This window comes from Pseudomonas sp. XP1, from assembly GCF_053557675.1.
This window is the reverse complement of record NZ_JBNRIJ010000018.1, coordinates 1-26,149: the sequence shown is the minus strand read 5'-3', so window position 1 is coordinate 26,149 and position 26,149 is coordinate 1. Positions and strand designations below refer to the sequence as shown.

Annotated in this window: 23 protein-coding genes and 1 pseudogene; all 24 read right to left on the bottom strand. The window is 61.3% G+C overall.

Annotated elements, in window-relative coordinates:
• Positions 1-2: 2 nt before the first annotated feature.
• Entirely contained in the window at positions 3-899 is an 897-nt protein-coding gene (gene rfbD, locus ACK1U9_RS16480) for a dTDP-4-dehydrorhamnose reductase (RefSeq protein ID WP_449110031.1), read from the bottom strand.
• Positions 896-1,966, bottom strand: a complete 1,071-nt coding sequence (gene rfbB / locus ACK1U9_RS16475) for a dTDP-glucose 4,6-dehydratase (protein ID WP_449110030.1) — start codon at positions 1,964-1,966, stop codon at positions 896-898. The genes rfbD and rfbB overlap by 4 nt, the downstream gene beginning before the upstream one ends.
• Positions 1,967-2,067: 101 nt before the next feature.
• A complete protein-coding gene (locus ACK1U9_RS16470) occupies positions 2,068-4,065 on the bottom strand; it encodes a polysaccharide biosynthesis protein (RefSeq protein ID WP_196182693.1) in 1,998 nt (665 codons plus the stop codon).
• Positions 4,066-4,123: 58 nt separating this feature from the next.
• Positions 4,124-5,137 carry an MraY family glycosyltransferase gene (locus tag ACK1U9_RS16465; protein WP_322493217.1) on the bottom strand — a complete coding sequence of 338 codons (1,014 nt, stop codon included), beginning with the start codon at positions 5,135-5,137 and terminating at the stop codon, positions 4,124-4,126.
• The gene (locus tag ACK1U9_RS16460; protein WP_085601037.1) at positions 5,134-6,123 is read right to left on the bottom strand and encodes a UDP-glucose 4-epimerase family protein; all 990 of its coding nucleotides are present in this window, start codon (positions 6,121-6,123) and stop codon (positions 5,134-5,136) included. Before ACK1U9_RS16460 ends, ACK1U9_RS16465 begins: the two co-directional genes overlap by 4 nt.
• Positions 6,123-7,232, bottom strand: coding sequence for a DUF1972 domain-containing protein (locus ACK1U9_RS16455; RefSeq protein WP_108480540.1), 1,110 nt, complete (start codon positions 7,230-7,232; stop codon positions 6,123-6,125). The genes ACK1U9_RS16460 and ACK1U9_RS16455 overlap by 1 nt, the downstream gene beginning before the upstream one ends.
• Positions 7,222-8,313 carry a glycosyltransferase family 4 protein gene (locus ACK1U9_RS16450; RefSeq protein WP_108480539.1) on the bottom strand — a complete coding sequence of 364 codons (1,092 nt, stop codon included), beginning with the start codon at positions 8,311-8,313 and terminating at the stop codon, positions 7,222-7,224. The genes ACK1U9_RS16455 and ACK1U9_RS16450 overlap by 11 nt, the downstream gene beginning before the upstream one ends.
• Positions 8,310-9,017 carry an acyltransferase gene (locus ACK1U9_RS16445; RefSeq protein WP_046615532.1) on the bottom strand — a complete coding sequence of 236 codons (708 nt, stop codon included), beginning with the start codon at positions 9,015-9,017 and terminating at the stop codon, positions 8,310-8,312. Before ACK1U9_RS16445 ends, ACK1U9_RS16450 begins: the two co-directional genes overlap by 4 nt.
• A complete protein-coding gene (locus ACK1U9_RS16440; RefSeq protein WP_449110029.1) occupies positions 9,014-9,862 on the bottom strand; it encodes a hypothetical protein in 849 nt (282 codons plus the stop codon). Before ACK1U9_RS16440 ends, ACK1U9_RS16445 begins: the two co-directional genes overlap by 4 nt.
• A complete protein-coding gene (locus ACK1U9_RS16435) occupies positions 9,822-11,087 on the bottom strand; it encodes a hypothetical protein (protein WP_449110028.1) in 1,266 nt (421 codons plus the stop codon). The genes ACK1U9_RS16440 and ACK1U9_RS16435 overlap by 41 nt, the downstream gene beginning before the upstream one ends.
• Positions 11,088-11,089: 2 nt before the next feature.
• The gene (locus ACK1U9_RS16430) at positions 11,090-12,523 is read right to left on the bottom strand and encodes a hypothetical protein (protein WP_046615535.1); all 1,434 of its coding nucleotides are present in this window, start codon (positions 12,521-12,523) and stop codon (positions 11,090-11,092) included.
• Positions 12,524-12,526: 3 nt separating this feature from the next.
• Positions 12,527-13,798, bottom strand: a complete 1,272-nt coding sequence (locus ACK1U9_RS16425; RefSeq protein ID WP_449110027.1) for an O-antigen translocase — start codon at positions 13,796-13,798, stop codon at positions 12,527-12,529.
• 9 nt (positions 13,799-13,807) lie between these two features.
• The gene (locus ACK1U9_RS16420; RefSeq protein WP_284385404.1) at positions 13,808-14,914 is read right to left on the bottom strand and encodes a DegT/DnrJ/EryC1/StrS family aminotransferase; all 1,107 of its coding nucleotides are present in this window, start codon (positions 14,912-14,914) and stop codon (positions 13,808-13,810) included.
• The gene (locus tag ACK1U9_RS16415) at positions 14,907-15,377 is read right to left on the bottom strand and encodes an acyltransferase (RefSeq protein WP_046615538.1); all 471 of its coding nucleotides are present in this window, start codon (positions 15,375-15,377) and stop codon (positions 14,907-14,909) included. Before ACK1U9_RS16415 ends, ACK1U9_RS16420 begins: the two co-directional genes overlap by 8 nt.
• On the bottom strand, positions 15,370-15,744 hold the full coding sequence (locus ACK1U9_RS16410) for a sugar 3,4-ketoisomerase (protein WP_235431418.1): 375 nt from the start codon (positions 15,742-15,744) through the stop codon (positions 15,370-15,372). The genes ACK1U9_RS16415 and ACK1U9_RS16410 overlap by 8 nt, the downstream gene beginning before the upstream one ends.
• Before the next feature lie 57 nt (positions 15,745-15,801).
• Positions 15,802-16,341 (bottom strand): annotated as a pseudogene (gene rfbC / locus ACK1U9_RS16405) (dTDP-4-dehydrorhamnose 3,5-epimerase); the annotation flags it as partial.
• A 130-nt stretch (positions 16,342-16,471) separates the two neighbouring features.
• Positions 16,472-17,518: an LPS O-antigen chain length determinant protein WzzB gene (locus ACK1U9_RS16400; protein ID WP_046615540.1), complete on the bottom strand. Its 1,047-nt coding sequence runs from the start codon at positions 17,516-17,518 to the stop codon at positions 16,472-16,474.
• Positions 17,519-17,738: 220 nt separating this feature from the next.
• The gene (locus ACK1U9_RS16395; RefSeq protein WP_085601030.1) at positions 17,739-19,169 is read right to left on the bottom strand and encodes an MBL fold metallo-hydrolase RNA specificity domain-containing protein; all 1,431 of its coding nucleotides are present in this window, start codon (positions 19,167-19,169) and stop codon (positions 17,739-17,741) included.
• Between the two features lie 102 nt (positions 19,170-19,271).
• Positions 19,272-19,535 (bottom strand): lipopolysaccharide assembly protein LapA domain-containing protein, encoded by a 264-nt coding sequence (locus tag ACK1U9_RS16390; protein ID WP_046615541.1) that lies wholly within the window; start codon positions 19,533-19,535, stop codon positions 19,272-19,274.
• A 19-nt stretch (positions 19,536-19,554) separates the two neighbouring features.
• On the bottom strand, positions 19,555-19,854 hold the full coding sequence (gene ihfB, locus ACK1U9_RS16385) for an integration host factor subunit beta (RefSeq protein ID WP_013971456.1): 300 nt from the start codon (positions 19,852-19,854) through the stop codon (positions 19,555-19,557).
• Positions 19,855-20,160: 306 nt separating this feature from the next.
• Positions 20,161-21,225 (bottom strand): acyltransferase family protein, encoded by a 1,065-nt coding sequence (locus ACK1U9_RS16380; RefSeq protein WP_196182689.1) that lies wholly within the window; start codon positions 21,223-21,225, stop codon positions 20,161-20,163.
• 83 nt (positions 21,226-21,308) lie between these two features.
• Entirely contained in the window at positions 21,309-22,985 is a 1,677-nt protein-coding gene (gene rpsA, locus ACK1U9_RS16375; protein WP_003252673.1) for a 30S ribosomal protein S1, read from the bottom strand.
• A 124-nt stretch (positions 22,986-23,109) separates the two neighbouring features.
• Positions 23,110-23,796 carry a (d)CMP kinase gene (gene cmk / locus ACK1U9_RS16370; RefSeq protein ID WP_046615542.1) on the bottom strand — a complete coding sequence of 229 codons (687 nt, stop codon included), beginning with the start codon at positions 23,794-23,796 and terminating at the stop codon, positions 23,110-23,112.
• Positions 23,793-26,000 carry a bifunctional prephenate dehydrogenase/3-phosphoshikimate 1-carboxyvinyltransferase gene (locus ACK1U9_RS16365; protein ID WP_322493480.1) on the bottom strand — a complete coding sequence of 736 codons (2,208 nt, stop codon included), beginning with the start codon at positions 25,998-26,000 and terminating at the stop codon, positions 23,793-23,795. The genes cmk and ACK1U9_RS16365 overlap by 4 nt, the downstream gene beginning before the upstream one ends.
• Between the last annotated feature and the right edge of the window lie 149 nt (positions 26,001-26,149).

The following is a 26,149-nucleotide window of genomic DNA, read 5'->3' as shown; positions in this document are numbered from 1 at the left end:
GGTCATTTCTCGTGTATTTCCGAAAGCATGCGAGCCACACCCAGGCGCCAGTCTGGCAGGGTCAGGGCAAAGGCTTGCTGCAGTTTATGGGTGTCCAGACGCGAATTGGCCGGCCGCTTGGCCGGAGTCGGGTAGTCGTCGGTGGTCAATGGGTTGACCTTTTCGGCGTGGGCTTTCAATGGCACCCCCAGGGCCACTGCCTGCTCCAGCACATAACGAGCGTAGCCGCACCAGGTGGTTTCGCCGGCCGCCGCCAGGTGGTACAGGCCGGCCAGGGCCGGGTCGCGACGGGTGGCGGTGATGGCGTGGGCGGTGATGTCGGCGATCAGTTCGGCACCGGTCGGGGCGCCATGCTGGTCGTCGATAACGCCCAGGCTGTCGCGTTCCGCAGCCAGGCGCAGCATGGTCTTGGCGAAATTGTTGCCGCGAGCGGCATACACCCAGCAGGTGCGGAAGATCAGTTGCTGGCAACCGGCAGCCTGGATGGCCTGTTCGCCGGCCAGCTTGCTTTCGCCATAGGCATTCAGTGGGCCGACGTTGTCGTCTTCGCGCCAGGCTTGAGTGCCCTGCCCCGGGAACACGTAATCGGTAGAGTAATGCACCAGCAGTGCTCCGCAGTCGGCAGCGGCGCGGGCCAGCACGCCGACGGCTTCGGCGTTAACCTTGAAGACTTGCTCGCGGTCGCTCTCCGCCTTGTCAACGGCGGTGTAGGCGGCGGCGTTGACGATTACATCGGGGGCGTAGGCGCGCACGGTTTCAGCCAGGCCCGGCAGGTTGGCCAGGTCGCCGCAGTGTGCCTTGCTGCGGGAATTGAGCGCCAGCACCTGGCCCAGCGGGGCCAGGCTGCGTTGCAGCTCCCAACCTACCTGGCCGTCCTTGCCCAGTAGCAGAATCTTCATGCCGAGCGCCCTGCGTAGTTTTTTTCGACCCAGTCGCGGTAGCTTCCAGACTGTACGTTCTGCACCCACTCCTGGTTGTCGAGGTACCAGGCCACGGTCTTGCGAATACCGGTTTCGAAGGTTTCGGCAGGCTTCCAACCCAGTTCGCGCTCAAGCTTGCGGGCGTCGATGGCATATCGACGGTCATGGCCTGGGCGGTCGGTCACGTAAGTGATCTGCTCGGCGTAGGGCTTGCCGTCGGCGCGGGGGCGCAGTTCGTCCAGCAGAGCGCACACGCGGTTGACGATCTCCAGGTTGGGCTTTTCGTTCCAACCGCCCACGTTGTACACCTCGCCGGTCTTGCCAGCTTCCAGCACGCGGCGGATGGCGCTGCAGTGGTCCTTGACGTACAGCCAGTCGCGAATCTGCTGGCCGTCGCCGTATACCGGCAGCGGTTTGCCGGCCAGGGCGTTGACGATCATCAGCGGGATGAGCTTTTCCGGGAAGTGATAAGGGCCGTAGTTGTTCGAGCAATTGGTGGTTAGCACCGGCAGGCCGTAGGTGTGGTGGTACGAGCGCACCAGGTGGTCGCTGGCGGCCTTGCTGGCCGAGTACGGGCTGTTGGGCTGGTACTGGTGCGTTTCGGTGAAGGCAGGTTCGTCGGCGGCCAGCGAACCGTAAACTTCATCGGTGGACACATGCAGGAAACGGAACGCATGGCGCGCCTGGTCATCCAGGCCGCCCCAGTAGGCGCGTACTGCTTCCAGCAGGCGGAAGGTGCCGACGATGTTGGTTTCGATGAAGTCTTCCGGGCCGTGGATCGAACGGTCGACGTGGGACTCGGCGGCAAAGTTGACGATGGCGCGTGGCTGGTGGGTTTTCAGCAGCTGGTCCACCAGCGCGGAATCACCAATGTCGCCATGCACGAAAATATGCCGCGCGTCACCCTGCAGGCTGCTCAGTGTCTGCAGGTTGCCTGCATAGGTGAGTTTGTCGAGGTTGACCATGGGCTCATCATTGCTGGCCAGCCAGTCCAGCACGAAGTTCGCGCCAATGAAACCCGCACCACCAGTTACCAGAATAGTCATCGTTCAGTTCTTCCCAATTCCCGCGTTCAAACTTCACAGCGTTTGAAGTTCATGTAGGCGTTCCTGTATCGGCACCGCCGTTCATTTTGTAAGTACAGCGTTCAGGGCTCCATGCGTCGGCGCTGGTACAACCAATCCACAATGTCGCCGCCGGGCACGTAGCCGCTTACGGTGTCACGCAGCAGCTGTCGCACGGTGGCAAAGTCATCTTCCGCAGTCGCCGCGCGCAGGGCGTCAAGGCGCTGCTTCAGCACATCCCAGGGCAGGTAGTCCTCGTTTGCGCTCATGATCATGGGGTGACGGGTGGCAATCACGTTGTCGCCGATCAGTAGCTCTTCGTACAACTTCTCGCCCGGGCGCAGGCCGGTGAAGTTGATGGCAATGTCACCCAGCGGATTGCGCTCGGAGCGGATGCTGAAGCCGGACAGGTGAATCATCTTTTCCGCCAGCTCCACGATCTTCACTGGTTCGCCCATGTCCAGCACGAACACGTCACCGCCTTGCCCCATGGAACCGGCCTGGATCACCAGTTGCGCGGCCTCGGGGATGGTCATGAAGTAACGGGTGATTTTCGGGTGGGTCACGGTCAACGGCCCACCCGCCTTGATCTGCTTGTGGAACAGCGGAATGACCGAGCCCGACGAACCCAGCACGTTGCCGAAACGCACCATGGTGAAGCGGGTCTTGTTCACCTGCGAGACGTTGCCGGTGTCGCCCATCAGTACTGGCGCCAGCTCGCGGCTAAGGGCCTGCAGCACCATTTCGGCCAGGCGCTTGGTACTGCCCATCACGTTGGTGGGGCGCACGGCCTTGTCGGTGGAAATCAGCACAAAGTTGGCAACGCCGGCCTGCAGCGCGGCCTGAGCGGTGTACAGGGTGCCGAACACGTTGTTCGACAGGCCTTCGGCAATGTTGTGCTCGACGATCGGTACGTGCTTGTAGGCCGCGGCGTGGTACACGGTGTCCACTTGCCAGGCGCGCATCACATCGAGCATCTTGGCCTGGTCGCGGACCGAGCCGAGGATGGGGATCAGCTGCACGGCCAGGCCTTCGCGAATGATGCGCTGCTCCAGTTCGCCGGCAATGGTGTACAGGTTGAATTCGCTGTGATCGAACAACAGCAGGGTGCGCGGTGTCTGCCCGAGGATCTGGCGGCACAGCTCGGAGCCGATCGAGCCGCCGGCCCCGGTCACCATGACCGTCTGGTCGATGATGCAGTGCTGTAGCAGGTCGCCTTGGGCAGGCACCGCGTCGCGGCCAAGCAGGTCGGCAATGTCCACCTCCTGGATGTCGTCCACCTTGACCCGGCCGCTGGCCAGGTCCATGAAGCCGGGCACACTGCGCACGTGCAGTGGGTAACCTTCCAGCAGGTTGAGGATTTCGCGACGACGGCTGCGGCTGACCGAGGGCAGCGCCAGCAGGATTTCTTCGGCGCCGGTATCGTCGATCATGCGTTGCAGCTGTTCCGGCTGGTACACCTGAAGGCCGGCGATCACACGGTCGGTGATGCTGACATCGTCGTCGATGAACGCTACCGGGCGCATGGCCTTGCCCATGCGCAGCGCTGCCACCAGCTGGTTACCGGCCGAGCCGGCGCCGTAGACGGCCACCCGTGGCAGGCCGTCGTCGCGGTTGGCGAAGGGCACGTGCTGTACGGCTGTGGCAAACCAGTCGCCGAGGAAGTACTGGCGCATGGCCAGGCGCAGGCCGCCGACCATGATCAGGCTCAGCCACCAGTAGTTGAAGGTGATCGAGCGCGGTACCACGTTCTGGTGGTTGCTGGCCCAGTAGATGATGAAACCGAGGATCAGCGCCGACAGGGTGACCGCCTTGATGATGGCGATCAGTGCGTCATTGCCGAAATAGCGCATCACCGCCCGGTAAAGACCAAAGCGGATGAACAACGGGATCGAGATGATCGGCGCCGTTATGAACAGCCAGGTGTGATCACGGACAGGGTTGGCCAGGTCATCGATGCCCAGGCGCACGACAAACGCCAGCCACAGCGCGAACCAGACCAGAATTACATCGGTCGCTACCTGGATCAGCCGTTTGTGGCGTCGAGGTAGTCCAAGCAGTCTTGAGCGCAGCTTATCCATAGAACCTCTGAGAGTGTTGCAAAGTGACATGTCTAGCGTCTTCTTTCTATCACTCTAGCTAGTGTTCGAGTTCACCGGCGCGCCAGCGCACGGCCAGAAACGCCAATGGCAGGTAGGCGATGATCACGCCCAACACGCCGTCCAGGCCCAGCAACAGCACACACAGGGCCACCGGCAGGAGCCAGAACAGGTTGAGCCCGGCCACTGCAAGCGTCACCGGCAAGTGCTTGCCGTAGTGGCGCGAGGCGAACTGGTAGGCATGGCTGCGGTGCGCTTCGTAGACCTTGTCGCCGCGCAGCAGGCGGCGGATCAGGGTGAAGGTAGCGTCGACCACGAACACGCCCAACAGGATCAGCCAGCACCAGAAAAGCTGCGGCGCGGCCCAGGCCGCCTGCAGCGACAAGCCTGCCAGCACGATACCAAGGAAGCCACTGCCGGCGTCACCCATGAAGATCCTGGCCGGCGGGAAGTTCCAGAACAGGAAGCCCAGCGTGGCCGCGGCCAGCAACAGTGGCAGCGCCATCAACTGTGGCATACCGGCCAGGGCCGAGAGCAGCACCATGCCCAGGCAGGCGGTCACCGCTTCGACGCTGGCGATGCCGTCGATACCATCCATGAAGTTATACAGGTTGAGCATCCACACGCTGTAGAACGCGGCCAGGATGTAGCCGAACCACTGCAGGTCCAGGGTAAAGCCGAACACTTGCAGCGGCGCCAGGCCACCCAGCCAGTACAGCATCCAGGCGGCCGCGGCGAAGTGGCCAAGCAGGCGCCAGCGGGCAGCGATGTGGCCGTGGTCGTCCATGAAGCCGATTACCGCGATCAGTGCCCCTGCCCCGCCGATGGCAACCAGTGCCGGCAGCGGCACTGCGCCCACCAGGCCCAGTAGCGGCAGGCAGCCAAGAAAGCTCAGCACAATAGCCACACCGCCACCCCGTGGGGTGGGCACGGTGTGCGAACTGCGCGCGTTGGGCACGTCGATGATCTGCTTGTTCAGGGCGTAGCGCCGCAGCACTGCGGTCAAAAGCAGGGATACCCCTGCGACCAGGGGGATAAGCCACCATGCCATCATTTGTCTTGCTCTTTCAGAAAGTTTAGTGCCGTGGCCCGCAGTGCCTGGTCGACATCCAGCGGGGGCTGCCAGCCCAGCAATTCACGTGTTTTGCCAATGTCTACCTGCAGCGAGCCGCACAGGCGCTGGGCCAGCCCGGCCTTGCCGGCCAAGGTGGCCGCGCCTTTCAACCAGGCGGCGGGCACGGGCAACAACCTGGCTGGCTTGCCCAGCGCCTTGCCCAGCAGTTGCAGCAGTTCGGTGGTGGACAGGTCGTGGCCGTCGCTGGCCAGAAAAGTCTGGTTGGCGGCGGCCGGGTGGTCGATGCAGGTCACCAGCAGGTCCACCAGGTTGTCCAGCGCCACCAGGCTGCGTTTGTTGTGGATGGCGCCAAACGGCAGCGGCACGCCTTTGCTCAGCCAGTTCATCATGCTGCGGAAGTTGGCTTTCACGCCTGGACCATACACCAGCACCGGGCGCACGATCACCACCTCCAGCCCGGTTTCAGCCGCCAGTTGGCGCAGGCCGTCTTCGGCTTCGCGCTTGGAGATGCCGTACGGGTCCGACGGCGCGGGGGGGTCGTCGGCGGTGAACGGCTGGCGGCCGTTGGTGGTTTCGCCGTTCACCTTCACCGAACTTACAAAAATGAAGCGCCGCACACCGGCCTGGGCGGCGGCTCGGGCCAGGCTCAGGGTACCCTCCACGTTTACCCGGCGGAACTCGGCCAGCGGATCGGCGGCGGTTTCCTGCATTACGTGCACACGGGAAGCCAGGTGGATTATGGTGTCGACCTGCTCGAAATGCCCGGACGCAACATCCACCGCTGCCAGTTCGCTGAATGGCCGGTAGTCGACGCCCGCCAGCCGCTGGCCGGGCGCCTGCCGTACCAGCGCGCGCGGCGCCCAGCGAGTGTCTGCAGCAAGCCGCTGCAGCAACACCTTGCCGACAAAACCGCTACCGCCAGTGGCCAGGATACCTGGCCGTTGCCCGTTACCTTGCTCGGCCATCAGCCTCTCCCCGCCCGGCCCAGCAGGCGGGTGAACACGCTACGGTACTGCTCTGCCACCACCGACCATCGGTATCGGCGGTTGGCAATTTCATGCAGGCGCGCCGATAGCTGCGCACGGGCGTCCTCATCGGCAAACAGTGCTTGGGCGTGGTTGCGCAGCGAGCTGCTATCGGCAAAGTACAGCGCCTGATCTTCGGTGGTGGCGCGGTTGAACGACACATCGAAGGCCACCACCGGCAGGCCGAGCCACATGGCTTCGACAAGCGACGGGTTGGTGCCGCCGGCGCTGTGGCCATGCAGGTACACCGTGGCATTGCTGCGCAGCGGGCTCAGTTGCTCCACGTCGTAGATCGGATCCAGCAGGTGAATGTTGCTCACCCCTTCGTATTGCTTGCGCAGTTGCACGCCGTATTCGCTGTGGTTCCAGTTGCCGATGATTGCCAGCGGCATGCCAGAGCCGGCGAAGGCTTCGAGAATGACATGAATGTTGTTCTCCGGCTCGATGCGGCACACCGTAAAGGCATAGGACGCATTCAGGAAAGAGTAAGCCTGGCGGGCTTGCTCGCCTGGCTCACCGGCCCGGGCCTGGTCGCCACCGTAGGCAATCAGTTCGCTGGGTTTGTTGTATTCGGAGGTCACGTATTCCTGCAACACCTTGTTGTCTGTGATGACCGCGTGGGCAAAACGCACGGCCACCGCTTCGGACAACTTCAGGAACCAGCGGGCGAAGTTGGACCACTTGGCACGCTTCCATTCATAGCCGTCGATGTTTACAACGATCGGCTTGCGGGTCAGCAGGCGCATGAATGGCAGGGCAATGCAGCCGGAAACACCCAGAATCAGCATCAGGTCATGTTTGCGGTAGGCGTGCAGCATGCTCAGCACATCGTACGGAATGCTTTGCACGCCATTGGCCTTGAGGTTCAGGTAGACCAGGCGGGCACGTTCGAAAAACTTCGGGCGCTGGGGGTAATGGGGCGCACTGCAATATACGGTGAGTTCGCAGTCACCCGGCAGGTTGCGCACCAATTGTTCGGTCAGTGTTTCCCAACCACCGTATTGAGCGGGCAAACCTACCGTACCAATCACTGCAATCTTATAGGTCATCAAACACCATCACGATATTTTTCTGGAAGTTGGCAGTGGAAAACTCACTCGCTTTCCTGCGTGCGCGCTCGGACAATGCCTGGCACACCTGTGGGTCCTGCGACAGGCGCGTAACGGTACGCACCAGTTGTTCATGGTTCCTCGAATCGATCTGGTAGCCTTCTACCCCATCGCTGACCAGTTCGACCGGGCCGCCTACCGGGGGCACGATGGTCGGGATGCCGAAAGCCATCGCCTCGAGAATGGTCAGGCCAAAGGTTTCGACCCAGCCGTCCACGTGGGACAGGTTCAGCACCAGGCTGGCTTTGCGGTAGAACTTCGCCACCTCGGAACTGGCCGGGCTGAGCATGAGGTTTTGCGGCAGTGCCTTGCCGGCGAAGTAGGCGTCCACTTCCTGCGGGCTGGCATTGAGCACCAAGGTGAACTTCAGCACAGAGTCCGCAGCCAGTGCCGTGGCCAGAGCGACGAACTCGTCCACCCCCTTGTAGCCCTTCAACGACGCCAGCATCAGTACGTTGAAGCGGCCGTCGTGCAAGTGCTGGTACGGCGTGGCCATCGCCTGTTGCTGGAAGCCCTCGGCCAGGCCATTGTAAACGGTCACCGCTGGCACGCCGGCCACGCCCTCTTGTACCTGCAGGTACTTCGACACGTAGACCACCTTGCTGGCACAGCCGGCAATCACCCGGCGCAGGAACGCCTTGAGCAGCGCAGGCCGGATGGAGGTTTCGTGCACGTGGTAGACCACCTTGGCACCGCGCAAACGGGCGGCCAGGGCGGCACCAAAGGGCAGCATGGTGTTAACCAGCACGATCGACCCCGGCCGCACCTGGTGCAACAGGCTGAAGAACAGCGCCACCTGCGAGCCTGCATACGCCAGCAAGGTGAGCCAGCGGTTGTCGAAGCGCTTGTAGGCAAACCTGCAGGTGCGTACCTGCAGCTCATCGAGTACACCGTGGCCGCTGCGGCCCACATGCAAGGTGCATTCGGCACCATGTCGCTGTAGCGCGGTGATGGTCTGGTTCAACACCCGGGGGCTGCCGCTGTAGTCATTCAGCAGATGGACAAAGTGCAACGTTTTCATGCCACCCCTTCTTCCGCTACGCGCGCCTTGATGAACTTGGCCGGCACACCGCCATAGATCGAATTCTTGCGGTACACGCCCGCGGCCACCACCGCCCCTGCGGCGAACACGCAGCCGTCTTCGATCACAGCGCCATCGAGTACGGTCACCTTGGCACCGATCCAGCAGTTGCGGCCTACCTTGATGCCTTGGCGGGTCACACCCTGCAGGCGGATGGGTTGCAGCGGGTCTTCGAAGTTGTGGTTTTCCGAATGGAAGCTGACGAAGTTGCCGATGATGGTGTCGCTGCCAATTTCGATGCCACCGGCGCAGCCCAGGAAGCAGCCAGCACCCAGGCCGACGTTGTCGCCAATCACCAGGCCCTTGCCGATGTTGGCCAGGCTGCCGGTGCATTCGATGATGATGTGCTTGTTCAGCGACACGGCGGTGCCGAAGCGGATGCCGTCATTTGACAAGGCATCGACGAAACAACCCTGGTCGATGACAAGCCCCGGGCCGTACTCGATCTTGCCCACTTCCTTCAGGGTTACCCCCGAGCCAATGAACGCCAGGCGCCGCCGGCGCAGGCGGATCACGCCGCGGCAGGCCATAAGCAGCTTGGTCACGAACAGCCCCAGCAGGTAGCCCGACGAAATGCGCCGATCGACAACCAATGGACGCTTTTTAACCAGCAGCACCAGTTTTTCGAGCAAGGCATGCATCATTTCACGGCCCTCACCTGGGTAAACAAGGCCTTGACGAAGGCCGGACGGCGGTAGGCCACCGCTTTGCGAATGGCCGCATAGACCAGGTACAGGTCAAGCAGGCCGCGCTCCAGCAGGCTGTGGGAATGGAAGCTGATTCGCAGCCCGTGGATCATTTCCTCGAAACGGAACAAGGCACGCTCGGGGGTATCGGCACTGTGCTCGGACAAGTCGTGGGCAATCTCCACATCCAGCACGCACGCCTTTGGGAAATACCCCTCGTAGCGGATGAAAAAGTCGGTATCGGTGGCATAGAAGCGCAGCCGTTCGTCATAGAAAGGCTTCATGCGCTGGAAGCACTCACGAGTGAAGATCAGGCCACTGTTGATGCCCAGCAGGTTTTTCGAGTCAACCAACCCAGCGGCCACGTTGGGTGTGAGGCGGCCCATGAACAGCCAGCGCTTGCCGGGGCTGACCAGTTGCCCATGGCTGACCAGCCTGGGCATGAATACGCCCACCTGTTCGCCACCTGGCGCGCGGCATACCTGGCCGATTTGCGCAAGGCAACTAGACAGGCGGATGTTCGAGTAGTTGGTGTCGTCGTCCGAGATCATGAACAGGTCGACGCCGGCGGCAAACGCCTGTTCGGCCACCTGGTTGTAGACCACCGACAGCCGCTGGTTGTCCGCCTCGTACCAACGTACGCCCGGGCACGGCTGTGCCACGCCGGGGGAGTTGTTCCAGACGTACAGCCGCAGGTCGATACCCTCGTCACGCAGCAACGCCTGCTGCGCGAGCAACGACTGCAGGGCAATCGAGTCCTGGCTAGCTTTCCGATACAGAACGATCAGGACTGCCAAGCTCAACTTTTGTTCTTCTGTTTTCACCAATGATCACCATCACCACGATCGCGAAAATATAGAGGACAACACTGTTCGTATAGGACTGGAAGAAGAACGAGCTCAGGAAGAACGGGTAGCTGGCAATCACGAAGTTGCCCAGGCCGTTTTTCCAGGAGCTGGCGCGAGGCCTGTCCCGGACGATGATCGTCACCAGCTTGTGATACCAAAGGATCAACCCCGCCATGATCAGCAGGCCGACCAGACCGCAGGTGGCCAGCAGGTTGAGCCAGAAAGAATCGAACCAATGCGGCTGGCCCGGGCCCACCGCGCCAAAGCCATAGCCCATGGGGTGCGCGCCAAGCACCTCAAACATGTGCAGCCACTGCCGCTCACGGTCCAGTGCCGACAAGTCCTCGGTGTAGCCCATCGACAGGTAGGCGAAAATCGCCACGGTCAGACCCACGAACTGCAGATAGCCCAGCAGCGAGATCAGCCAGGCCGTGCGCAGCACCCGGGCTACCACCAGCATCGAGCAGATACACACCAGGCCGATCATGGCCGTACGTACCGAACCGATCACAATCAGCCCGCACAGCAGCAGGAAGGCAACACTCAGCAGCAGCCGCCGGGTCAATGACCAGTTGCGCCCGCTGAGCAACACGGCCAGGGTCATGGCGGCGGTATTGAGGATAACTGCAGAAAATTCCAGCGTGCCGGTAAAGAAGCCCGAAACCCGCGGCAGCCCGTCACGCATCGAGTTGTAGGGTTGCAACTCATAGCCTTTGGCGGTAAGCAGCGGCCAGTACCAGAACTGCTCGGCCGAGGCGATGGTCAGGTACTGGTACAACGCATACACGCCGGTGAGTACGCTCATTGCCAGCACCGACCAGTACACATGGCGCAGCTTCTTTTCGGCAGGCACCGCTTGGGACCAGATAGCCACCGCCATGCCGACGAACACCGGCACGGCCAGTGCGCGGAACATGCGCACCGACGACGCGCTAAGGTCGCCGAACAGCAAATACAGGAAGACGAAGAACAGCACGACGAGCAACCACCGTGCGACTTCGAGGCTGACCATGCCACGTGCCGAGACACTGGCCAGCATCCGCAGCAGCAGCCACATGATCATCAGCAGGCTGATAATTTCTCGCCAACCGGCAAACACACTGCCCAGCCCCAACGTCAACACGACGAAGTCGCTGAAGAACAGCAGGCAGAACAGCACGCCGATAAAGATCTTGATCACACTCACCCTCGCGCTCTGGTCAGCCTGGCCAGCCGGAACAGCGTTACCTTGATCAAGAGCTTGATTCTCGGCACCCAGGCGTAGGCAAACAGCGTTCGCAACGCCAGGTTCGTGTCTATGCGGCACAGGGCGTCGAAGACATCCGCAGGGATCATGCTAGTGACCTTACCTGTCGGTTTCATGAAATCGAGGTTGCCCGTCCACGGCAACATGGCTGCCAGTTCGTTCTCGCTGAATTCGCCCCGCTCGATGCAAGCCAGGTAACGCGCTTTCACCGACTCCAGCGAGTTGACCCGCTGCACCGCTTCCACCACCGAGGCACTGGGCCGGGGTTGTTCGATGCTGGCCAGCAGCTGGTCGATGCTAGCCACCTTCAGGCCGTCTGCCGGGGAATAGCCCTGAATCGGCGCCACCAGCCCCACGCAACGCCGGCCCTTGAGCAATTGCTCGGCGAACGCCGTGCCACCGGGTATAGGGTAGCTGTCCAGGTAGAAGTCGGCTTTTTCCGCAAAGGCCAGGTAGTCCTTGTACGGCAGGTGACGGCGGATGAAGAAGCGCTTGGGGTAGCGCAGCTTCACTGTCCACCACCAGGTGTTGGTCAGGGGGTTGGCACCGATGATCCAGCACTCGGCATTGGGGAAACGCTGAAGAATCGCCGTGATCGACGGACGCATGTCCAGGCCGCCGTGGGGCTTGTACTTGGCCGCCGAGGCAGCGCTGAACACCTTGATCCGCTCGTGGGTTGGCACGGCATCCGGCACTTTGGCGCCGCTGGTCTCGATCGGGATCGCCAGGAAGCTCTTCTGGCAGGTGAGGTGCTTTTTCTTGTCCAGATGGTGCCCGTAGGCGCTGATCTCGAAATACACGTCGGCCACCGACGCGCCAAAGCTGAACACGTGGTCGGCATGGTTGACGAAATACACTGTCAGCGCGGCGCCACGTTGTTGCTTCAGCAGGCCGCAGGCGACGGTGGTGATGATGTCGTCCGGGTGAATGTGCAACACCACCTTGTCGTACTGGGCCAGGGTGTCGACGATGGACTGCAGGCGGGCGCACGGGTCATCGCCGCGCGCCACCTCGATATGGGCGAAATAGCCTGCCAGGCGTTCGAGCACCTGGGGCTTGGCGCTGCGCGCGACCAGCAGGTCCACAGGCCCCTCGTGCATGTGCGCCAGGCGCTCCATCAGCCGGGTATGCCCGCCTTGCATATAGGGTTCGCTGACCACATGCAGGCAGCCGCGCGATACGTTGCTGGCAGCCGGCAGCGTGACCTGGCTGGCGCACCGGGCCACCAGGTGGCGCTCCAGCGCGGCAGCCTCGTAGATGTCCAGGTCCACGGCCCAGAGCAGCGCGCCATAGACTTGCGCCTGGGTCAAAGCCGGTCCCGGCGCTGCCGTCAGTATCCGAGCCTGCAGCTGCTCCACCACTTGCTTCATTGCTCAGCTCCGTGCCGAATCAGCGACAATCGACGGCAAACGCCGGAAAACCGTGAAGTACATGACAATCGCGTACAACAGGTAATTGACTGCATAGGCCAGCGTGACCTTCTCGTAACCCCAAAGCTGCGTGAGGTACACCGTCAAGCCGTACAGCGACAGGGTGGCGAGGATTTCCGTCACCAGGTACAGCCGCGTCAGGGCCTTGCCCAGCATCAGGTAGGCCATCAGCCAACTGGCGATCTTCAGGCTGTCGCCGACCATCTGCCAGGCGAACAGCTCGCGCATTGGCAGGAACGATTCAGAGAACAGTACCTGGATGATGAAGTCGCGCAGCAGGTAGATCACCAGCCCGGCGAGAATGGTCATGGGCAGGATCAGCTTGTAGCCCTGCAGGATCTCCCGGCGCAGCTCGCCGGCATCTGCCAGTTCGGACAGCCGCGGCAGGTAGTAAACCGCCAGGGTGGTGGTGATCAGCATCAGGTACGCCGAACTCAGGCGCCACATGGCCTCCCAGTAGCCGGCTTGCTCCCAGCCGAAGGTGCTGCCCAGGTAGTCCCGCAGGAACACATGGCAAACCGGCAGGGAGCAGGCCGTGACCACAGCCATCAGCGCGAACTTCGACAGCCGGCCCAGGGCCTGCCGGTCCAGGCCACCAAAAAAGTCCGCCAGGTGGAACCAGGGCGTGCGCATGCAGATCAGCAAGGTGGCCACAAAGCTCAACGACTGGTACACGGCCAAGGCTACCAGCGCACCGTACAGCCCTAGCTGGATAGTCAGCGCGCAGGTTACGACCAGCGAAATCAAGCTGCCCAGGATGTTGGCCAGCACATAACGGGGCACATCCTTCTTGCCATTGAGTACCCCCAACAACAATGAGTTGAAGGCAAAGAACACCAGGGTGGTGGCAAACCACAGCAGCACCGAAGCCAGCGATTCATCATTGAAGAACCAACTGGCCAAAGGTTTACGCAGCACGATGATCAGCACCGCAAGCAGCAGCGAAACCAGTACCGACAATGTGCCGGCGGTTTTCCACACCTTGCGTTGCTCTTCGGGCTGTTCGGCAAACTCCGCCGTGTACTTGGTCACACCCGTGCTGACGGCACCGCTGGCCAGGGTAGTGAACATGGTCACTGCATTCTGCAGCTGGCCGATGGCCGCATACCCGGCCGGCCCTACGTACAGGGCCAGAACCTTGTTGAGGCCAAGCAAGGTGGCCATCTTTACTGCAACGGCTATGGCATTGAGCAGGCTAGTTCTGATCAGGGTCATACCTGGCACTCAAGGACGCGAAAAGCTGTTGCAGGCGTCAATGACGTGCTGGATTGAGGACTCGGTCAAGGTCGGATCCATGGGCAGGCTCAGCACCTGCTCATGCAGCCGCTCGGTCAGCGGCAACGACAGGTCGGCCAGTTGCGGATAGGCCTGCTGCCGGTGCGGTGGAATCGGATAATGCACCAGGGTCTGTACACCTTGCTGGGCCAGATGCTGCTGCAACTGTTCACGGCATTCGCTGCGCACCACGAACAGGTGCCAGGCATGCTGGCCGGCAACGCCCGGCTCAGGTAACTGGATGGCCGGGTTGTCGATGCCGGCCAGGTACCGCTGCGCAACCTGCTGGCGCAAGCGTGTTTCTTCGTCCAGGTACGGCAGCTTCACGCTCAGCAGCGCAGCCTGCAATTCGTCCAGGCGGCTGTTCACGCCCTGATACATATTCATGTACTTCACGTGCGAGCCATAGTTACGCAGCGATTTCAGTGTCTCGGCCAGCGCATCGTCATTTGTGGTGACCGCACCGGCGTCACCCAGCGCCCCCAGGTTCTTGCCCGGGTAGAAGCTGAAGCCCGAAGCATCACCCCAGGCACCCGCGCGGCGCCCATCCAGTTCGGCAGCGTGGGACTGGGCAGAGTCCTCCAGCACCAGCAGGCCATGCTGCCTGGCGAATGCGTTGATAGCCGGCATGTCGGCCAGGCGCCCGTAAAGGTGCACCGGCATGATCACCCGGGTACGCGGGGTCAGCGCTTGCGCGAGGTTGTGTGCACCCAGGTTGAAGCTGGCCTCGTCGGGCTCTACCAGCACCGGCACCAGCTTGTTCTCGGTAATCGCGAGGATGGTGGCGATATAGGTGTTGGCAGGCACCAGCACCTCGTCGCCCTCGGCGATACGGCCGAGTTGTTTCCAGGCACGCAAGGTCAGTATCAGCGCATCCAGGCCATTGGCCACGCCAATGCAGTGCTTCACCCCGCAGTAGCTGGCGAACTGGGCTTCGAACTGCTTGAGCTTCTCGCCCATGATGTACCAGCCCGAGTCGATGACCTCGGTGCAGGCATCAATCAATGCCTGACGGTATTGCGCATTCACACCCTGTAGATCGAGAAACTTAACCATTGCGGTCTATCACCCTGATAATTTTTGCTGGATTCCCTACGACAACGGCATAAGGCGGGACGTCTTTGGTCACCACCGCCCCTGCTCCCACCATGGCGTACTCGCCTACGACAACACCTGGCAGCAAGGTGGCATTGGCGCCAATGCTGGCTCCGCGCTCCAGGGTAATGCCGTTGAACTGTTCCGGATAAACCTTGGAACGTGGCATCGCATCGTTGGTAAAGGTGGCATTGGGGCCGATGAATACGTCATCGGCTATGCGGGTGCCATCCCAGAGGTAAACGCCGGACTTGACCGTGACGTTATCGCCCAGCACTACATCGCCTTCAATCAGGGTATGCGCGCAGATGTTGCAATTACGCCCGATCTGCGCACCTTTCATGATCACGACAAATTGCCAGACCCGGGTGCCTTCACCTATGGCATCGCTTTTCACATCGGCCAGTTGATGAATGCTAGGCATCGCGTTTCAGCTCCTTGAACGTGGTGTAGTCACGAATGTAGTCGGCCTCGTCGTAGTGCGCATCGGCCAGCACCAGCAGCACGCAATCCGGGCTGAAATCATGCATTTCATGCCAGACCATGGGCGGAATCAGGATGCCTTTGTTGAACGCGTCCAGCCAATGGTCGGTGCGGGTGGTACCGTCATCCATCACCATCCGGCAGCGCCCGGACACGCAGATGGCCAACTGGTTGAGCTCCTTGTGGGCGTGGAAGCCGCGGGAAACCCCGGGCAGCGTCTCGGTCAGGTAGTACACTCGCTGGATGGCAAAGGGCACATTGTCCAGGGCTTGCAGAGCCACCAACTGGCCGCGGTGATCGCCCAGCACCTTGAAAAGCTCGACCTGGGCCAGGGTGCCTTCATCGGCGGAACTCAAGTGATGCCGGAACGATGGGGCCTGGTTGTCCTTTTCGCTGACGATGAGGCCATCGCGCATCGGCCAGTCGATCGCCAGGTCGGGGTCATCCCAGTGGATACTGCCTTCTGCTTCCTTGTTGTACACATCCGTGGTTTTGTACAGGAAGTGTGTCTCGTCCTCGAGTGCGACAAAACCGTGCGCAAAACCTTCGGGGATCCACAACATGCGGTTGTTGCGCTCGCTCAACTCCACCCCTACCCATTGCCCGAAGGTCGGAGAGCCCGGACGGATATCGACGGCCACGTCGTAGACCGCACCACGCACCACACGCACCAGCTTGCCCTGGGCGTTTGGAGAGCGCTGGAAATGCAGCCCACGCAAGACGCCGCGGTGGGACATGGAGTGGTTATCCTGAACGAACGCACGGGGCTTGCTCAGGCCAAGCTCGAGCAATGCACCATGAAAACGGGTTTCATTGAAGGTTTCCGTGAACCACCCGCGATCATCCTCGTACACGGCGGGTTCCACTATGACTACATCGGGAATGTTCGTTTGAACAAGCTTCATCGGCAAACCTTTGGCATGAATTTTTGTTGGGGCCAGCCAGGCTGGCCCCCTTTATTACGGCAGTTTCACCGTTTGCACGGCAAATGTCTCGCGCTAAATGTAGCGTGCGCGCTGATGTTCATGTTCCGGGTCAGGCCCGGCGTCTTTGCAGATTTTGCAAGGTATATCTGAGCGTTGCAATCAGGCAACCCAGGCCTAGTCCGACAATCACACCTAGCGCAATTATCAAGTTGCGCTTGGGTTTAACTGGTACGTCTGGTTGCTCTATCGTGCCGTCAAGCTGATAGACACTAACATCGCGCTTTGCTGCCACGAGCCCTTCGTAAAACTGCTGTCTTGTTTGTAGATCGCGGAGTTCGATAATGAACGGATCTTCACTTTTACGTTGTTGCAAATTACTGATTTCCGCAGCCAGCGCCTTGCTCCCGCGCATGTAAGTCAACTCGCCATCCATTTTCGAGGACAACGCCTTGGAAACTTCACCGTCTATCAGCGGTGGATTTTCCAGGCCAATGGCAGTTGCAATGCGCAGCGCCTCTTGCAAGCGAGTAATCTTGTCTTCACGTTGCCGCTCACCGTTTTTCCGCAGGTTGTCGAGCTCCAGTTGCAGCGCACTGGCGCGGACCTCTGCCTCCTTGGTCGCATCGTGCAACAGTTCGGCCTTGGCGGCCGCGCCAGCCTTGTCGATATAGGCGGCAGCCCACTCGGACGCCACGGCAGGGTCACGACCTCGGAAGGCCACATAGGCCCGCGCCGGCTCACCGGCCAGTTGCACCACGTCAAAGGAGCCATTGAACGCAGCATACAATGCGCCTTGCGCGCCCTGCCCCGGCGGCATGGAGGGCAAGTACACTTCCTTGAAAAACTGCCGGCGCAGGGTCTCACCGTTCAAATGTTCGACGAAGATGTCAAAGACCTTCCGCGAAGTGAAAGGCTCGAGCCCAGTCTGACTGGTGCGCCCATAGTTCAGATCGGCAATATCGCTGGACGAAGGTGCTGCCAGAAAAACTTTCGCCTCATAAACCGGCTTGGCCAACAGCGCATAAGCCAGTGCAACCGCAGTGACAGCAATCGTCACCAGAAAGATGAACAGCTTTTGCCGCCATACCCCCTCCAGAAACTCCAACAAATCTACTTCTTCACTATTGCTACTGCGGTGCTCGACGTCATTGCGCATTTCTTGGTTTTTTCCTTGGGTCTGACTGTGCACGGTTTCTGGCATACCAAAACAACACGAGCGACTGCATGGAAACTAGCGACACGCGCTCCATCTCCAGTGTAGCGGCAATATGCCAATACCTAGCCAGTCCAGCGTCGGGGGTTAGCCGCAGTAGATAAACCCTGGCGGGATTAGTTCCCGCGTGGTGTCGGCCAGCATGCATTGTCAGACCAAGGGTTCAGGGTATCGAGACCTCCAGGCAGGCACCCGCCTGTTCAGCCTGCTGGCGCAACGCCCCTTGCAGGGACTTTTTGGCGCCCATTTCGCCATGTACCAGCACTACCTTCGCGGGCCGCACCTGGCCACTCAAGGCAAACCGCACCAGCCCCTGCTGGTCCGCATGCCCGGAATATCCCGGCAACGTCATGACTTTGGCCCGCACCTCATACATCTGCCCATCCAGATCAATCTGCACAAACCCTTCCGCCCCCTCACTCGCCTGTATCACCGCGCCCGGCGTACCCTTGGCCTGGTAACCGACAAACATCACCTCATGCCTCGGATCCCCCAGCATGGCCTTCAGGTAATTGACGATGCGCCCACCCGAGCACATGCCATTGCCGGCAATCACGATCGCCGGCCGCCCGGTGCTCTTCAGGTAATTGACCACCTGCTGGTGGCGAGCGTGGGTGTCCACGCTGACAAGCTGGCTGAAACCCAACGGGTCGCGCCCTTCGGCAAGGCGCGCCCGGGCCTCGGCATTCCAGTAGTCGTGCAGTTCCCGATATACGCTGGTGATGCGCTGAGCCAGGGGCGAGTCGAGAATGATGGGCAACTGCGACCAGTCAAGCGGGTCGTCATCGGGGGCCGGTCCGCCCTTGTTCAGCAAGGCCTTGCGATGAAGAATGCCTTCGAGCTCGTACAGCAACTCCTGGGTACGGCCGAGGCTGAAGGCCGGAATGAGCAGCGTGCCCTGGTCGGCCAGGGCGCGGTCGATGGCCGCTTCCAACCGCTGCTGACGGTCGCCCGCAGGCGGGTGCAGACGGTCGCCGTAGGTGCTTTCCAGTACCAGTACATCGGCTCGCTCCGGGGGTTGTACTGGGCGCAGCAAGGGGTTGCCACAGGCGCCGAGGTCGCCGGAGAACACGTAGCGGGTGCCGGCCTGCGCGTGCTGCACATCGCATTCGACATAGGCCGAACCCAGCAGATGCCCGGCGCGCTGCAGGCGAATGCGACAGTTGAGCCCTGTTTGCTCGACCAGGGTGTGCCACTGTTCGAACGGCAGAGGCACGATCAGGTCGCGGATGAACGCCAGGTACCTTGCCACCTGGGCGGGCTCGCTGCTGATGCTTAGCTTGTAGGCGTCTTCCAGCACCAGTGGCAGCAGCCGGGCGGACGGCTCGCTGCACAGGATGGGACCACGGTAGCCGGCAGCCAGCAGTGCCGGAATGCGACCTACGTGGTCGAGATGCACATGGGTGATGACCAGGGCCTGGATGCCCTGCACGTCGAAACCGAGTGGCGCCGATGGTGCGCCTGGCGCGGCATCGGCGCCCTGCTCCAGGCCGCAATCGATCAGCAGGCTGGTGAACGGGTCGAGGTGCAGTTGATGGCAGGAGCCCGTGACGCCGCGGGTGCCACCATGATGGGAAAGAACGGGATATTCCATGCTGCGCACACTCGCCTGGGCCGAAGATGAAGTGCGTTATTACTCCATGACGGCCGGCGCTGGCATAGGTGACAATTTCCCAAACGGTTGTAGGAAATGCCCTTAGTTACCGCTCAATGCTGCCTGACGGGCAGAAGCCTTGATCTTGCGCTTGCTGCGCTGCACGCCGTAGGCACCCAGCAGCGGACCGACTGCCAGGCCAATGACCAGGGCGGCCAGAACCAGCACGGCGACCGGCATGGCCGGGGCAGCCCAACCGAACAGGACCAACGAGACGGTTTGCTGGTTCTCCAGCACGAAGAACAGCACCACAGCCGCCAACAGCAGCACGAACACCGCCGCCAGGGCGCGCTTGAGGTTACGCATCAGATTGCTCCTTGTGGAATCAGGTGTGGGCCTCATGCTCTTCTTCATTGACCCGGTCGCGCAACTCTTTGCCGGGCTTGAAATGCGGCACGAACTTGCCTTCGAGGCTGACCGACTGGCCGGTCTTCGGGTTACGGCCTACGCGAGGGGCGCGATAGTGCAGCGAGAAGCTGCCAAAACCGCGGATCTCGATGCGATCGCCGGTGGCAAGGCATTGTGACATCTGTTCAAGCATGGTCTTGATGGCCAGCTCCACGTCCTTGGACGAGAGCAGCCCCTGATGGGTGACAATACGTTCGATCAGCTCCGACTTCGTCATATTTTTCCCTTCGTTATCAAGCAGCTAGATCATTGCTTAACCAGTTTGTAGCACGCTGGGAGGGATTTGAACAGGGTGGTTCTTGACTTAATAAAAAAATTCAAGATTGAAGTTTTACAGGAATGGTCTAGCCGGTGGCGCCTGGCAGGCCCGGCCTCATCGCCGGCAAGCCAGCTCCCACAGGGATCATGCAGGCTTTTGGAAATCGGGCTTGGGTCGCTGGCCCTGTAGAGATGCTGCCTGCCTCGAAGCCAGGTACCGGCCTGTGAGAGGGGGCGGATACGCCAGTTGCTGGAAGCCAGACGCCTATGCCAATTGCTGCCGGGAACCCGCTCGGGAAAAGCGTTTGCGCATCGCCAAGGCAGGCTTCTCTACCAGCCCCCACGACACATACCCCGCCAGCCAGGACGCTGGCACGGCCGCCAACATCAGCCAGTAAGGCCCGGCCCATGGCATCGCCCACGCCAACAATTGCTGGATCGGAAATGCATACAGGTAGATGCCATACGAGTAATCCTCCACAAATGAGGGAAGCTTCAACTGCGGGCAATAAGCTACGTACAACGTGCAGTACATCGTCAGAACGGCAAATGCAAAAACCTCAAGGCGCCCACCCTTGGCCAAGATGAACAAAGCAACGCAGGCAAGCAACAGCCACCTGGTATACGGAATCACCGCCCGACACGAATAGAACGCCGCCCCTGCCAGGAAGCACACCACCAGCTTGAACGGGTACTCCGCAAAGGCTGGATGCAGGGTATGCAACCCCAGTGCGATCACCAACGCGGCAAGCGCCAACCCCATCATCGGCCACCGGCAAACCTTGGCCACCAGCACCAATAGCCACAGCACCACGTACATGCGCATTTCCAAGGGGATGGTCCACAGGCTGCCATTGACCGAAGCCCCATAGTACCGCGGGGTAAAGCTCACCCCTGGCAAGAGAAACTGGGCATCCTTGAAAACCAGCAATGGGCTATAGACATACCTGTAAACCTGGCGCTGGGAAAGATACTCATCAAGCGGCAGCGAGGTAATGACAGGCCCTAGCACAAAGGCCATGAGCAGCAGGCATACGAGCAAGCCAGGCAAGATCCGCAATGCGCGGGCCAGGTAGAAATCCCGGGCACTATTCTTTTCTCCACTGGCCGCGATCAGAAAACCGCTGACCATGAAGAATACTTCCACGCCCAGGCTATGAACGGGCACCGGCATGCCCAGCAGCAGGCCAGGGTCGGTGCAACTCAGGCACTCCAGATAGGAGAGCGCAAAGGAATGCCCCACCACTACGGCAGTTGCTGCCAGCAGCCTGATAATCAGGAAATTGTTATCGCGCCCGCGACCTTCCATGACGTCGCCAAAACTCAACATCGCACAACCCCCCGACACGGCCTTCTTTCAGCATAAAAAAAAGGCGACCCGAAGGTCGCCTTTTTTTACCGATCAAACAGAACTCAGTTCTGCTTGGCCATTGCTTCGCGCAGCAGCGCAGCCATGGTGGTGTCGGCAGCCGCTTCCGGAGCGTTTTTCAGGCTCTGGATGGCTTCGCGCTCTTCAGCATCGTCCTTCGACTTGATGGACAGGCTGATAACGCGGGACTTGCGGTCAACGCTGATGATCTTGGCTTCGATCTCTTCGCCTTCCTTCAGGACGTTACGCGCGTCTTCAACGCGGTCACGGCTGATTTCGGAAGCTTTCAGAGTAGCTTCGATATCGTCGGCCAGAGTGACGATGGCGCCTTTGGCGTCAACTTCTTTCACGATGCCCTTGACGATAGCGCCCTTGTCATTGACGGCAACGAAGTTGGAGAACGGATCGTCTTCCAGCTGCTTGATGCCCAGGGAGATGCGCTCGCGCTCTGGGTCGACCGACAGGATGACGGTTTCCAGCTCGTCGCCCTTCTTGAAACGACGTACGGCTTCTTCGCCGGTTTCGTTCCAGGAGATGTCGGACAGGTGAACCAGACCGTCGATGCCGCCGTCCAGGCCGATGAAGATACCGAAGTCGGTGATCGACTTGATGGTACCGGTGATCTTGTCACCCTTGTTGAACTGGCCGGAGAAGTCTTCCCATGGGTTGGACTTGCACTGCTTGATGCCCAGGGAGATACGACGACGCTCTTCGTCGATGTCCAGAACCATGACTTCCACTTCGTCGCCAACCTGAACGACTTTCGACGGGTGGATGTTCTTGTTGGTCCAGTCCATTTCGGAAACGTGTACCAGACCTTCAACGCCTTCTTCCAGCTCAGCGAAGCAGCCGTAGTCGGTCAGGTTGGTAACGCGAGCCTGTACGCGAGTACCTTCTGGGTAACGGGCAGTGATAGCTACCCACGGATCTTCGCCCATCTGCTTCAGACCCAGCGAAACGCGGTTGCGCTCACGGTCGAACTTCAGAACGCGTACGTCGACTTCGTCGCCAACGTTAACGATTTCCGATGGGTGCTTGATGCGCTTCCAAGCCATGTCGGTGATGTGCAGCAGGCCGTCGATACCGCCCAGGTCCACGAAGGCGCCGTAGTCGGTGAGGTTCTTGACGATACCCTTGACCTGTTGGCCTTCCTGCAGGGTTTCCAGCAGGGCTTCGCGCTCGGCGCTGTTCTCGGCTTCCAGCACGCTGCGACGGGAAACGACAACGTTGTTGCGCTTCTGGTCCAGCTTGATGACCTTGAATTCCAGCTCTTTGCCTTCCAGGTGGGTGGTGTCGCGCACAGGGCGGACATCAACCAGGGAGCCCGGCAGGAACGCACGGATGCCGTTAACGTCGACAGTGAAGCCGCCCTTAACCTTACCGTTGATAACGCCCTTGACCACTTCTTCGGCGGCGAAAGCTGCTTCCAGAACAATCCAGCACTCGGCGCGCTTGGCTTTTTCACGGGACAGTTTGGTTTCGCCAAAGCCGTCTTCGACCGCGTCCAGCGCAACGTGAACTTCGTCACCGACCTTGATGGTCAGCTCGCCAGCTTCGTTGTAGAACTGCTCGAGCGGGATGACGCCCTCGGACTTCAGGCCAGCGTGTACGGTAACCCAGTCGCCGTCGATGTCGACAACGATACCGGTGATGATGGCACCCGGCTGAAGATTGAGGGTTTTCAGGCTTTCTTCAAAGAGTTCTGCAAAGCTTTCGCTCATTTTAATTCCTGTAGATTCGGGCGAAACAGACGCCCATAGCCACATTCCAGACAATGTGGGTTTGTTTTAAGTAAAGGAAAGCCGGCAGGACGTTGACTGGTGCCCCTGCCTGCTTTCCTGGCTATCAGAGAAGGTCGCGCAGTGCGATCTCGCTCCTGATACGTTGCAACACCTGCTCGATGGACAACTCGGTAGAGTCCAACTGAATGGCATCGACCGCTGGCTTCAGCGGGGCCACTGCACGTTGGGTGTCGCGTTCATCACGCGCACGAATCTCATCCAGCAGACTCGACAGACTAACATCTTCACCCTTGCCCTTCAACTGCAGGTAGCGGCGACGCGCCCGCTCCTCCGCGCTGGCGGTGAGGAAGACTTTCAGCGGCGCGTCCGGGAACACCACGGTGCCCATGTCGCGGCCGTCGGCAATCAGGCCCGGCGCCTCGCGAAATGCGCGCTGGCGCACCAGCAGCGCTTCACGCACTGCCGGCAGCGAAGCAACCATCGAGGCACCGGCACCTACGGTTTCGGTGCGGATGACGTTGCTGACGTCTTCACCCTCGAGGATGATCTGTTGCAGCTTACCGGGCTCGGCGGCGATGAACTGCACATCCAGATGGGCGGCAAGCTTGGTCAGCAGCTCTTCGTTGGTCAGGTCGACGCCGTGGTTGTTGGCGTTGAACGCCAGCAGACGGTACAGCGCGCCAGAGTCCAGCAACCTCCAGCCCAGCTCGCGGGCCAGCAGCCCGGCGACCGTGCCCTTGCCCGAACCGCTTGGGCCGTCGATGGTGATGACCGGCGCCAGGGCACTCACGACTTGCCCTCTTCCGCCACGCGGATGCCCACTTCGGCGCACAGCGCCAGGAAGTTGGGGAACGAGGTGGCGACGTTGGCGCAATCGTGGATGCGGATCGGTGCGCTGGCGCGCAGCGAGGCAACGCTGAAGGCCATGGCGATACGGTGGTCACCGTGGCCATGCACTTCGCCGCCGCCCAACTGGCCGCCGTCGATGATGATGCCGTCCGGGGTCGGCTCGCACTTGATGCCCAGGGTGATCAGGCCGTCGGCCATGACCTGGATACGGTCGGATTCCTTCACCCGCAGCTCTTCGGCACCACGCAGCACGGTACGCCCTTCGGCGCAGGCAGCGGCGACGAACAGTACCGGGAATTCGTCGATGGCCAGTGGCACCAGTTCTTCAGGGATGTCGATCCCCTTCAGCTTGGCACCGCGCACACGCAGGTCGGCCACCGGCTCGCCCCCGACTTCACGCTGGTTTTCCAGGGTGATGTCACCGCCCATCAGGCGCAGGATGTCGATCACGCCGGTACGGGTCGGGTTGATGCCAACGTGCTCCAGCACCAGTTCGGAGCCTTCGGCGATGGACGCCGCCACCAGGAAGAACGCCGCCGAGGAAATGTCGGCCGGTACTTCGATACGGGTGGCAGTGAGCTTGCCGCCGGACTGCAGCGAGGCCACCGGGCCGTTGCTGTCGACGCTGTAGCCGAAGCCGCGCAGCATGCGCTCGGTGTGGTCACGGGTTGGTGCAGGCTCGGTGACGGTGGTCTTGCCTTCGGCGTACAGGCCGGCCAGCAGCAGGCAGGATTTTACCTGGGCACTGGCCATCGGCAGCGTGTAGGTCAGCGCCTTGAGCTTGTGGCCACCGCGGATGGTCAGCGGCGGGCGGCCTTCAGGGCCGGTCTCGACCACGGCACCCATCTCGCGCAGCGGGTTGGCCACACGGTTCATCGGGCGCTTGGACAGCGAAGCGTCGCCGGTCATGGTCACGTCGAATGGCTGGCCGGCCAGCAGGCCCGACAGCAGACGCATCGAGGTACCCGAGTTGCCCACATACAGCGGCCCGGGTGGCGGCTTGAGGCCGTGCAGGCCGACGCCGTGAATGGTCACGCGACCGTGGTTGGGGCCTTCGATGACCACGCCCATGTCACGGAATGCCTGCAGGGTCGCCAGCGCGTCCTCACCTTCGAGGAAGCCTTCGACCTCGGTGGTGCCTTCGGCCAGCGAGCCGAGCATGATCGAGCGGTGGGAAATCGACTTGTCGCCCGGTACGCGGATTCGCCCGGACAGGCGGCCACCCGGTTGGGCCAGGAAAATCAGATCGTTGGCGTTCATAGCGTCCACATAGGCCCGGCGGGCCAGGATTTTACTGAAATGCTCGCGGGCAACGCGTGCGCGGGTGAATACACCCAGCAGCTGGTGCCCGTCCCCTTCAGCGATCGCGTCGCGCAAGGCGTCGAGATCGCTGCGATATGTATCAAGCGTGCGCAGGACAGCATCGCGGTTGGCGAGAAAGATGTCGTGCCACATGGTCGGGTCGCTGCCGGCGATTCTCGTGAAATCGCGGAAGCCTCCCGCAGCGTACCGGAAGATCTCGAGGTTTTCATTGCGCTTGGCCAGTGAATCGACCAGGCCGAAGGCCAGCAGGTGCGGCAGGTGGCTGGTGGCGGCAAGCACTTCGTCGTGGCGTTCGACCGACATGTGCTCCACATCGGCGCCCAGCTCGCGCCACAGGCGGTCGACCAGGGCCAGGGCGGCCGGGTCGGTTTCGGCCAGCGGCGTGAGGATGACCTTGTGCCGACGGAACAGGGTGGCATTGGAGGCCTCTACCCCGCTCTGCTCGGAGCCGGCGATGGGGTGGCCGGGGACGAAGCGTGGCAGGCGCTCTCCAAAGACGGCGCGCGCCTCACGCACGACATTGCCCTTGGCGCTGCCGACGTCGGTGATGACGGCATCGCCAAGGTCGAGCATGGCCAGGCGGGCCAGGACTTTTTCCATGGCCAGGATAGGCACGGCCAACTGGATGACATCGGCACCGACACAGGCGGCGGCAAGGTCTTGCTCGCAGCGATCGACCACGCCCAGGGCCACGGCCTGCTTGCGCGAAGGGGCATCCAGATCGACACCGACCACTTCGCGGCACAGGCTGCTTTCACGCAGGCCCTTGGCGAACGAGCCACCGATCAGGCCAAGGCCGACCACGACCAGGCGGTTGATGATTGGCGCGGGTTTGGTTGTTACTGCTTTTACCACTGGTGCGAACCCTGTTCAGAAATCTAGACAGCCTGCTGGACCCATTGGGGCTGCTTTGCAGCCCTTCGCGGGCACGCCCGCTCCCACAGAGTTCGACATCACGCTGTCACTGTGGG

Coding starts and splice junctions, on each gene's coding strand:
- ACK1U9_RS16430 (WP_046615535.1), bottom strand. CDS start 12,523: ATGAAGCAAGTGGTGGAGCAGCTGCAGGCTCGGATACTGACGGCAGCG.
- ACK1U9_RS16420 (WP_284385404.1), bottom strand. CDS start 14,914: ATGGTTAAGTTTCTCGATCTACAGGGTGTGAATGCGCAATACCGTCAG.
- ACK1U9_RS16425 (WP_449110027.1), bottom strand. CDS start 13,798: ATGACCCTGATCAGAACTAGCCTGCTCAATGCCATAGCCGTTGCAGTA.
- ACK1U9_RS16395 (WP_085601030.1), bottom strand. CDS start 19,169: ATGGAATATCCCGTTCTTTCCCATCATGGTGGCACCCGCGGCGTCACG.
- rfbD (WP_449110031.1), bottom strand. CDS start 899: ATGAAGATTCTGCTACTGGGCAAGGACGGCCAGGTAGGTTGGGAGCTG.
- ACK1U9_RS16460 (WP_085601037.1), bottom strand. CDS start 6,123: ATGGCCGAGCAAGGTAACGGGCAACGGCCAGGTATCCTGGCCACTGGC.
- ACK1U9_RS16470 (WP_196182693.1), bottom strand. CDS start 4,065: ATGGATAAGCTGCGCTCAAGACTGCTTGGACTACCTCGACGCCACAAA.
- rfbB (WP_449110030.1), bottom strand. CDS start 1,966: ATGACTATTCTGGTAACTGGTGGTGCGGGTTTCATTGGCGCGAACTTC.
- ACK1U9_RS16380 (WP_196182689.1), bottom strand. CDS start 21,225: ATGTTGAGTTTTGGCGACGTCATGGAAGGTCGCGGGCGCGATAACAAT.
- rpsA (WP_003252673.1), bottom strand. CDS start 22,985: ATGAGCGAAAGCTTTGCAGAACTCTTTGAAGAAAGCCTGAAAACCCTC.
- ACK1U9_RS16450 (WP_108480539.1), bottom strand. CDS start 8,313: ATGAAAACGTTGCACTTTGTCCATCTGCTGAATGACTACAGCGGCAGC.
- ihfB (WP_013971456.1), bottom strand. CDS start 19,854: ATGACGAAGTCGGAGCTGATCGAACGTATTGTCACCCATCAGGGGCTG.
- ACK1U9_RS16465 (WP_322493217.1), bottom strand. CDS start 5,137: ATGATGGCATGGTGGCTTATCCCCCTGGTCGCAGGGGTATCCCTGCTT.
- ACK1U9_RS16415 (WP_046615538.1), bottom strand. CDS start 15,377: ATGCCTAGCATTCATCAACTGGCCGATGTGAAAAGCGATGCCATAGGT.
- ACK1U9_RS16455 (WP_108480540.1), bottom strand. CDS start 7,232: ATGACCTATAAGATTGCAGTGATTGGTACGGTAGGTTTGCCCGCTCAA.
- ACK1U9_RS16445 (WP_046615532.1), bottom strand. CDS start 9,017: ATGATGCATGCCTTGCTCGAAAAACTGGTGCTGCTGGTTAAAAAGCGT.
- ACK1U9_RS16400 (WP_046615540.1), bottom strand. CDS start 17,518: ATGCGCAATGACGTCGAGCACCGCAGTAGCAATAGTGAAGAAGTAGAT.
- ACK1U9_RS16390 (WP_046615541.1), bottom strand. CDS start 19,535: ATGCGTAACCTCAAGCGCGCCCTGGCGGCGGTGTTCGTGCTGCTGTTG.